The sequence below is a fragment of the Acetobacter sp. UBA5411 genome (genome assembly GCF_002409645.1).
Lineage (GTDB): Bacteria > Pseudomonadota > Alphaproteobacteria > Acetobacterales > Acetobacteraceae > Acetobacter.
In genome coordinates, this window is sequence record NZ_DHNR01000031.1 from 94,035 (window position 1) to 102,979 (window position 8,945).

Consider the following 8,945-nt stretch of genomic DNA (forward strand, 5'->3'; position numbering starts at 1 on the left):
CTCTTACTTCCCGATGCAGAACTGACCGAAGATGGTATCCAGTATATCTTCAACGCCGACTTCGCCAGTCAGTCGGCCGAGTGCGCGCATGGCCAGACGCAATTCCTCGCCGCGCATTTCCGGCCAGTCCATACTGAGAGCCGCTTCCAGACTGGCCGAGGCGGCTTCTGCTGCGGCCCGATGGCGTGCGCGTGTCAGGGGCGGCGGCCCGCTTCCTTGTGTCAGTTTGCGCGCTTCACTTTCAAGCCTTTTTCGTAGTTCGGGAACGCCATCGCCTGTTTGCAGGCTGATTCCAAGAACAGGCTGCTGGCTCAGAGTGGCTGGTGCAGGAGCCAGATCGGTCTTGTTGCAGACGAGCAGCGCATGAGGAAGTGGCTCTGGGTAAGGCTGGTCTGAGGGGAAGAGTTGCAGCACGAAGTCCGAATGTTCCACGTGAAACATCGCTCGCCGAACGCCTTCCGCTTCGATTGGATCACTCGTTTCTCGTAAGCCCGCTGTGTCGACGAACGTGACCTTCACCCCGGTCAGAATGGTCGTGATTTCGATCGTGTCGCGTGTGGTGCCCGCAATGGGGGAGACGATTGCAGCATCGCGTTCAGCCAGCAGATTCAGAAGGCTGGATTTTCCGGCATTGGGTGGGCCGACAATGGAAAAGACCAGCCCGCGACGGATTCGCTCTCCGCGTTCTCCGTCGGCGAGGTGATGGCGAATCTCGTTATTAAGAGTTGCGATTTCACCCAGAAGAGCGGCTTCCACTTCCGGAGGAAGTTCTTCGTCAGGGAAGTCGATCAGGGCTTCCTGTTGGGCAAGGACACTACGCAACCTTTTCGCCCAGTTCTTGTAAAGCGCCCCCAGAGCACCGTCGGCTTGAGCGAGGGCTTGCTTGCGCTGTGCTTCTGTCTCGGCGTCGATCAGATCCGCGATGCCCTCGGCTTCCGTCAGGTCAACACGTCCATGCATGAAAGCCCGGCGGGTAAACTCTCCGGGTTCGGCAGGACGGGCACCGGCTGCCACCAGAGCGTCGGCAACGGCTGAGATAATGGCCGGCCCGGCATGTAGATGAAGCTCGAAACTGTCTTCGCCGGTATAGCTGTTGGGGCCGGGCGACCAGATGACAACGGCGTCGTCCAGTTGGTCGTCCTGTTGTGCTGCGTTACGCCAGATCTTGCGAAAAGATGCCCGGCGTGGCGCGGGAAGTTGTCCTGCGAGAGTGCTGAGAATGTGGTCACTGCCTGCGCCGCTGACCCGCATGATGGCGATTGCGCCACGTCCCGATCCCGTGGCGAGAGCAAAAACCGGCGGCAGGGCGTGGTGATGAACTGATGCGTTTGACGGCATGATGTGCAGTATCTCGTCCGAAAATCTTAAGTGAATATTGACGTGAGGCGGGCTGGCGCGGACAAGAGGTAGCACGTCCTGCCCGTATGTGTGCGGTCATCTTATCGGAGTGATTTCATGCCCCAGTTGTCCCTGCATTCTCCGTTGGGGCCTCTTACGTTAACGGAAGAAGACGGTGCGATCATCGCACTGGATTGGGGTTGGGGGCGTGACCAGACCGAGACGCCTCTGCTGTGCGAAGCGCGGGACTGGCTGGATCAGTGGTTTGATGCGCCGGCGGGTTCGTTTCCCTATCCGATGAAGCCGTGGGGGACGGATTACCAGAAAAAGGTCTGGGCTGCGCTGTGTGAGATTCCTCTTGGAGAGACCAGAACCTACAAGCAGATTGCGGAAAAGGTTGGCGGGTCTGCCCGTTCCGTTGGGCAGGCCGTTGGGCGAAACCCTGTGCCGGTTCTGATTCCTTGCCATCGTGTTGTGGCGGCGCATGGATTGGGCGGTTATTCGGGTGATGGCGGTGTAGATGACAAGATGTGGCTGCTCGAGTTTGAAGGCGCGCCTTTACCTTGAATTTTAGTGAGTGCAGCCGTGTATTCTGTTTGGAAATAACAGAACGAAGCTGGTTTATTGGTTTGGGTCAAATGCATCTGAGGTATCAGGTGTTATGTTGTCCCAGCGAATGTTTTTGGAAAGAAAGCAGATCATGACGGATCTTCCGGGTGAGCCGAAAGTTATTGTTGGTTTGGCGACTTCGGGACGTGCGCCAGTTCTGGCGGCGCTCATCAGAGAGTTGAACAGCCAGAGTGTAAAACCAGACAGAATTGTCATCTGCTATAAAGACCCGACTGATATAGATGGCGTGACACCCGCACTTGTGCCGGGCTGTGACCTTGTCCTGTTGCAGGGTAGTCGGGGTCTGCCGGCGCAAAGAAACGTCATTCTGGACCATGCCCAGGATGAGGATATCGTGCTGTTCCTTGATGACGATTTCTTTCCTCAGCACGATTATATCGAGAAAATGCTAGACGTTTTCAGAAGCGACAATCGTATCGCCGGAGTGACCGGCAAGGTTCTGGAAGATGGCGCTGTCGGTCCCGGTCTGACGGTGGAGCACGCCCTTGCTGCATTGGCCAGATCCTCATCGTCGCAGGACAATGCGATCGTTGATGTCTTTAATACCTACGGCTGCAACATGGCGTTCCGTCTGGATGTGATCAGACACACAGGTGCCCGTTTTGATGAGCGTCTGCCTCTTTACGCTTGGTATGAAGATATCGATTTCTCAAGACGTATTCTGCCTTACGGCCGCATCGTCCGGGGGGATGGCGCTCAAGGCATTCATCTTGGTAGCAAAAAAGGGAAAACATCCGGCATGCGTCTGGGATATTCCCAGATCGTCAATCCATTTTATCTCGCCCGTAAAGGGTCGTATCTCTGGGGACATGCTTTCCGCAGCGCCGGACGTCATACCCTGATCAATGTCGTCAGAAGCTTTCGTCCGGAACCATGGGTCGACCGGCAGGGGCGCATGAAAGGGAATTGGCTTGCCTGGAGGGACGTATTGCGCGGGCGGCTTAGACCAGAGCATATTCTTGATCTATAAGTGGTTTTTTTAGACACGGAATAAACTGGTAGGTCGATGCGTTTCTCCCTTGTAATCCCGACACTCGATCGTCCTCGGGATGTGAAGGCGTTTCTGGAGGCCCTGACCCGACAGACGTTTCGTGATCTTGAAGTCATTCTCGTTGATCAGAGCGGCAGTGATATTTACGATTCTGTTGTCGCAGATTTTTCGGGAAATTGGCCGATCAGACATGTCAGGATCGATGTCCGCAAATGTCGCTATGCCTGTATTGTCGGTGCGTCCCACGCAACAGGCGATATCATCGCTTTTCCAGACGATGACTGCCTTTATCTTCCGGATACACTGGAGCAGGTCGATGCCAGCTTCCGAAAGCATCCTTCACTGGGTTTGCTGACTGGCGCCGTGTTGAATCAGTATGGGCGTCCATCGCAGATGGGGCGATGGCTGACGGCAAGCGCAAAACTGAATGAAAGCAACATCTGGACGGGTCTTGTGGAGTTCAACATGTTCATCCGCCGGGCTGCCTATGAAGCCGTGGGCGGATTCGACGCCAACATGGGGCCCGGTTGCCGATTTGTGGCTGCTGAAGGACAGGATCTGGGACTCCGACTGCTGGCGCACGGTGTGAAAGGGTATTTTGACACGCGGATTCAGGTGATCCATCCGGATAAGCCCAGTGGTGTCAATCTGAACCGTGCCAGAAGTTATGCGAGGGGTATGGGGTACGCGCTACGCAAAAATGCCGCGCCATGGACTGTGCTTTTTGAGTTTGCGATCAGGCCCGTCGGGGGGATTCTCTTCAATATCGTAAAAGGCGATCGGAAAGAGGCGCTTTATCATGCGTATGTACTGCTGGGACGCTTGGAGGGATATTATTCGTCCGCAGCAAGGCTGGCAGCAAAGGCGCTTCATGGCCATGGCTGACCAGTTGGAGACTTTCAGCACGTCTCCGTCTAAAATAAAATACAATGTTTATTTTATAAGTAATTGAATTAATTAATTATACTAATAATAAAAATACAAAACACATCACGCAGGCGTCGCGAAAAATATTTTTATGCATTTAAAATAAAAATGCTTAAAAAACAATGACTTGCATATACATTGGTTTTTTTTACATGTTATTCGTTTGATATAAGTTAACAAGTAGTATACGCGTATTACTGAAAAGTATCTTCAATAATTATCTTCTGTGTACACCCCGACTACTCTTCTGGGAAGGGTATGGCGAGGGGTGTCCGGTTTCCTGCCGGCTTTCAGCAAACGAGGTCCGTATGGCTACAACTTACTGGAATGGGTCAACGTCGGACGACTTTTTCGATCCCACGAATTGGTCAAATGATGATCTCCCCCAAAGTCACACATGCCAGGCAGCCACGATTGCCGGCACCAGTGAAGCTGACCGTGCTGTGGCTGTGGCGAATGCGGTTTCCTACGGACAGATACATTCTCTCAGCATCGGTGATTACGGCACCCTGAAGATCACGGCTCAGGCCTCTTCAACCGATGCCGGAAATGTATTCTCGACATACGGTATGGAAATTGCTCCGACCGGTGAGTTGATCGTTGATACGTCGTCACAGGTGGAACTCGGACTCTATACCCAGAATCGTGGTGGTACAATCACGATCATTGATAACCCGGGTAAAGTCGTTCTGGATGGTAACAGCCTGAACGGAACCGGCACGCTCAATCTGGTCAACTCCACGCTGGGAAGCCCGGAAGCACCGATCCACGTCCCTGATATGGACATCACGCTGCAGAATGGCAGCACATTGTATACCGGCTGGAATACGACCGGAAATTCGATCACGTTTGATCCGTCCTCGACCAATACGGTCGTTCTGGATGCCAATGATTCGACGATTTCGACAGCAATTTATGGCGTTTCAGAAAATTCGCAGTTTGCGATCAACGGCACTGAAGGTGTTACGCCTGCCAGCGCCAATGTGGTGGCGAATGGCGACGGTTCATACAGCTACACCATCTCCTTCACGAACGGGCATTCCCTGACGCTGTCCGATATCGTGCCGGCTGACGGGTTCGTTCCCGGCTCAGTGTCTTTCAGCAAGGATGCTGCTGGCGACTGGGTGTTCACAGAGCAGAACAACAGCTCCGTCACGCCTGATTATGCATCCACAACTCAGCATGAGCAGCTTCAGGCTGTTGTCACACATGCTGACAGTGTGGGGGCCGGAACAGCCGCGACAACCAACGGTTACACAAATCACTCATCCGTAGCTACGGACACTTTCATCGGCACTGGCACGGAAAGCAATCCGGCGAGCTGGTCTGACACCAGCAACTGGTCTCAGGGCGATATCCCGCAGTCAGACAGCTGCTTCCACGCGTCCCTTTCGGGTTCAGACACTGATCCGCTTTATGTCGTTGCCGATCAGCAGAATGTGGGGCAGTTCGTCAGCCTTTCGGTCAATCCGAACGCCACACTGACTATTACGGCCAACAATCCCCAGAATCCGAACAGCTACGTGTTCTCGACGGCGGGTTTCGAGGTTCGCGGCAATGGTGTGCTGAACATCGACACGCCTGCGAAGGTCGAGCTTGGCGGCGTCAGCGCCATGGACGGCACGCTGAACATTACAGGCAATGATGGAAATGTCGTTTTCGACAGCAGCCATCTTGCCGGTGGCGGAACGCTGAACCTGTCGCACTCCACGCTGGGCACGCAGGCCAACTCGGTGATGGTCGATCTGCCGCACATCAATATGACTGATGACAGCACGTTCTATGCACGTCTGTATGGCAACACGAGCACAATCAGCTTTGACAACAGCGAGAACACGCTTGTTCTGGCTGGCGACACGAAGCAGGTCGATACGACTTTTGTCGGCGTCAATGCGAACACGCATTTCGCTATTGATGCAGATCTGAACACGCAGCCTACGGCCGCTGTTTATACAAAAAACGATGACGGCAGCTACTCGCTGACCATCAGTCTCGATAACGGCCAGACCTACACGCTGTCTCACATCGAAACGGCTGACGGTTTTGTTCCGGGCTCTTCCACATTCTCGAAAGATGCTGCTGGCGACTGGCTGATCAACACGGTTGCGACTGATGTCTGCTTCGTTGAAGGCACGCTCATTCGTACGACACGCGGTGATGTGGCTGTTGAAGACCTGTCAGTCGGTGACGAACTGATTGTCGTCGACGCCGATGAGAGTAGCCGTCCAGTCATCTGGGTCGGATTCCAGAACGCCGTCATTCGTCCGGAACTCGATGATGTGGACGCGGGTTGTCCTGTTCGTATTCTGAAAAATGCCATCGCCGAGAATGTGCCGTCTGCTGACCTGCTGGTCACGGCCGAACACGGTCTGTATCTCGAAGGTGGCTTTGTGCCGGTGCGGATGCTGGTGAACGGATCAAGCATTTTCTATGATCGGTCAGTGACATCCTATCGTTACTTCCATGTTGAGACGGAGCGTCACAGCGTTATTCTCGCTGAGAATGTTGCGACAGAAAGCTATCTCGACACCGGCAACCGTCGTTCGTTCACCGGTGGTGCTGTGGTTTCGCTGACCTCACGTCATCTGACGTGGGCGGATGCGGCGGCCCCTCTGCTCACCAGCCGTGAGACGGTGGAAGGCCTGCACAAGAGCATCGCCGCTCGCGCAATGAGCATTCTTGGTCTGGCAGCTCCTGCGAAAGTATCTCTGACACGGAAATCAGACCTGTCGTTCCGCACGCTTTCCGGCCAGACGCTGCGTCGTCTTGGTGAAAAGAATGGTGTAGTGACCGTCGAAATTCCTGAAAATGTCAGGGAAATCCGGATCTGCTCACGGGCGGACAGACCGTCTGAGATCGTCGGTCCGTTTGTTGATGACCGTCGTATGCTGGGTGTTCTGGTGGGGAGCGTAACCCTGCTGGAAGGCGGTTCTTATGGCCGCGCTATCAATAGCCATCTGGATGGTCAGCCTCATGTTGGTTGGCATGGCGTTGAAGGCAATGGCGCGGTTAGCTGGACCAATGGTGATGCCGTTCTTGATCTGGGTGAAAGAGTGCCGAATACAAAAGCACTACTCAAAATCCAGATTGCAGCAGCTGGACCGTATCGTCTCGAGGCAAAAGGAAAGACGCTTCGTCTTTGTGCCTGATGGACTCTGACAACTAATTGAAAAGGGCCGTGGCAGATTTCTGCTACGGCCCTTTTTTATAGCGCTTTGTGATTTGCAAAAAAGAAAACGATGCACAGATGAAGGGGTGGTGAAAAAGACTTCTGATGATCTGCTGAGGAAATTGTCTGGTCGTTGATTTTTAAAGAAAGTTTTTGGTGAAGCTTTTTGAAAAAAGCTTCAGGTCAAACGGACTTCCAAAAACAACCAATAAAATCCAGAGCGATGATCAGTCGCCAGTTTTGAAACCGCTTTTTATATCGGCATTCTGTTCATAAGCGAGAATACGCTGCACGCGTTTGCCCGACCATTCCCGCTTCTCCAGCCAGCGCTTGTATCTTTGCTGGAGAGTATATCGGAACCATCTGCCTACAGACATGCGTTTTCGGTAAGACGCGAGTTCTGGAAAAGTGCCTGTGATTTCATCGTAAGGCGAAGAAGCAGTCACATCCCAGGGCGGCAGGTTGGCGTCCCAAGGCTTGGGTGATGACATGAAGTGGTAGATGCAGGGCGCAATAAGCGGATCAAGGCCGATGTTCCTGAAGAAGATCGGAAAGTTCCATGCAAAAGACATCGAAAGACGATGGTCACGTCCGACCAGATTGAGAACATCCTGATCGGGATAACGTGTTTTCGACTGGAATAGTCCAAACTTTTCCCATGCTTCCCGCCCTATGCGTGCCCATCCGGCACGATCGGCATAAAGAACGCCTGAATTGAAATATTGCTTTGCGTCATCGTCAGAAAAACCGAACGCAGAAAAGTGCTCGAGAAATGAGCGGGCTGCGGGGTCATCGTCGCCGACAGCAAAACTCATGGGGTCCGTTACGGCCCCGAATGTTCCTTCAGCAAGAGGCTGTTTCAGGAGACGGTCCAGATCACCCCGTATCTGGGTATCACCGTCTACATAAAGGAAGCGTTCGTAAGGACTGGGCAGAAGGTCATCAAGAAAAAGGCGGGCCAGCATGGCGGGAGCATGTTCGATATCTCTGGCCGCATAACAGAGAAAGACAATATCATTCTGCTCACATAGTCTGGAAAAGATTTTTTGCGTGGCTGGATCTATATCGATCCCGATCAGAAGGATATCGGTGAGAGCCCTGCTGGAATTGCGTCTCGCCTGTAGAGCGCTGACGAAGCTTGGAAACAGGTAGCCGACGTCGGATGTGTAGCAGACACAGACTTCAGGCATGGGAACTCCCTACGAACGACAGCACTGCTTTGTTTGGTTTCTGAATATCGTTTTCTGTCCTGAAAATCTGCTCAGGCAGGAGTGATTATGAAACATATAAAGGGTTGTTTCACAATAAATTATTCAGGCCAGCCCGTTAGCTTTGGGCTCTCTTCTTCAATCAGGGAGTATGGTTTCAAGATTTTTGAAAAGACTTCTTGTTATTGTGAAAATGGAGTGGGCGGTATTTTTGTCGCTTCTGTTTGAAAATAGTCTGAAACGACAGAAGGTTTTCAGTCACTTTCCTTTAACCGCTTGCACAACCATGTCCGGTGTCAGAACCTGTGGCAGAATGCGTCCCTCTGCATGAGCCGGATAATAAACATAAAGCGGTACGCCATCGCGTCCATGATCACGCAGGAACGTGGTGATGCTCGCATCCCGGTTGGTCCAGTCGCCTTTCATGAAAACAACCCCGTTCTGGGCAAAGACTTTCTGAACGACAGAGCTTTCAAGCGCCACATGGTCGTTGACAAGGCAGGTGATGCACCAAGCTGCTGTCATGTCCACGAAAACGGGCTTTCCGTCTTTTCTCAAAGATACGAGGCGTTCCGGTGAGAACGCTGTTGCTGTGTCAGCATTTGCGCTCAAGGAACGTGCCGAGATTTCCGAGGACGATGGCAGAAGAAGCAGTAATGCGGCAGGCGACAGGGCGACAAGG

General features: G+C 53.1%; 7 protein-coding genes. 4 read left to right on the forward strand and 3 right to left on the reverse strand.

Annotation, left to right across the window (positions count from 1 at the left end; translation table 11 throughout):
• Positions 1–3: 3 nt before the first annotated feature.
• Positions 4–1,338: a tRNA uridine-5-carboxymethylaminomethyl(34) synthesis GTPase MnmE gene (gene mnmE, locus B3759_RS09785; RefSeq protein ID WP_291365737.1), complete on the reverse strand. Its 1,335-nt coding sequence runs from the start codon at positions 1,336–1,338 to the stop codon at positions 4–6.
• A 117-nt stretch (positions 1,339–1,455) separates the two neighbouring features.
• On the opposite strand from mnmE, the gene B3759_RS09790 reads away from it, so the two are divergent.
• The 4 genes from B3759_RS09790 (at position 1,456) to B3759_RS09805 (ending at position 7,035) form a co-directional block, all read left to right on the forward strand.
• Positions 1,456–1,905 carry a methylated-DNA--[protein]-cysteine S-methyltransferase gene (locus tag B3759_RS09790; RefSeq protein ID WP_291365738.1) on the forward strand — a complete coding sequence of 150 codons (450 nt, stop codon included), beginning with the start codon at positions 1,456–1,458 and terminating at the stop codon, positions 1,903–1,905.
• Between the two features lie 133 nt (positions 1,906–2,038).
• Positions 2,039–2,938 (forward strand): glycosyltransferase family 2 protein, encoded by a 900-nt coding sequence (locus B3759_RS09795; protein ID WP_291365739.1) that lies wholly within the window; start codon positions 2,039–2,041, stop codon positions 2,936–2,938.
• Positions 2,939–2,974: 36 nt separating this feature from the next.
• Positions 2,975–3,844 carry a glycosyltransferase family 2 protein gene (locus tag B3759_RS09800; protein WP_291365740.1) on the forward strand — a complete coding sequence of 290 codons (870 nt, stop codon included), beginning with the start codon at positions 2,975–2,977 and terminating at the stop codon, positions 3,842–3,844.
• Between the two features lie 350 nt (positions 3,845–4,194).
• Positions 4,195–7,035, forward strand: coding sequence for a Hint domain-containing protein (locus B3759_RS09805; RefSeq protein WP_291365741.1), 2,841 nt, complete (start codon positions 4,195–4,197; stop codon positions 7,033–7,035).
• 247 nt (positions 7,036–7,282) lie between these two features.
• On the opposite strand, the gene B3759_RS09810 is transcribed toward B3759_RS09805, so the two are convergent.
• Positions 7,283–8,245 (reverse strand): glycosyltransferase family 8 protein, encoded by a 963-nt coding sequence (locus B3759_RS09810; RefSeq protein ID WP_291365742.1) that lies wholly within the window; start codon positions 8,243–8,245, stop codon positions 7,283–7,285.
• 276 nt (positions 8,246–8,521) lie between these two features.
• Positions 8,522–8,945, reverse strand: a 424-nt coding sequence (locus B3759_RS09815; RefSeq protein ID WP_291365743.1) for a thioredoxin family protein, incomplete at its 5' end; no start/stop codon positions are given.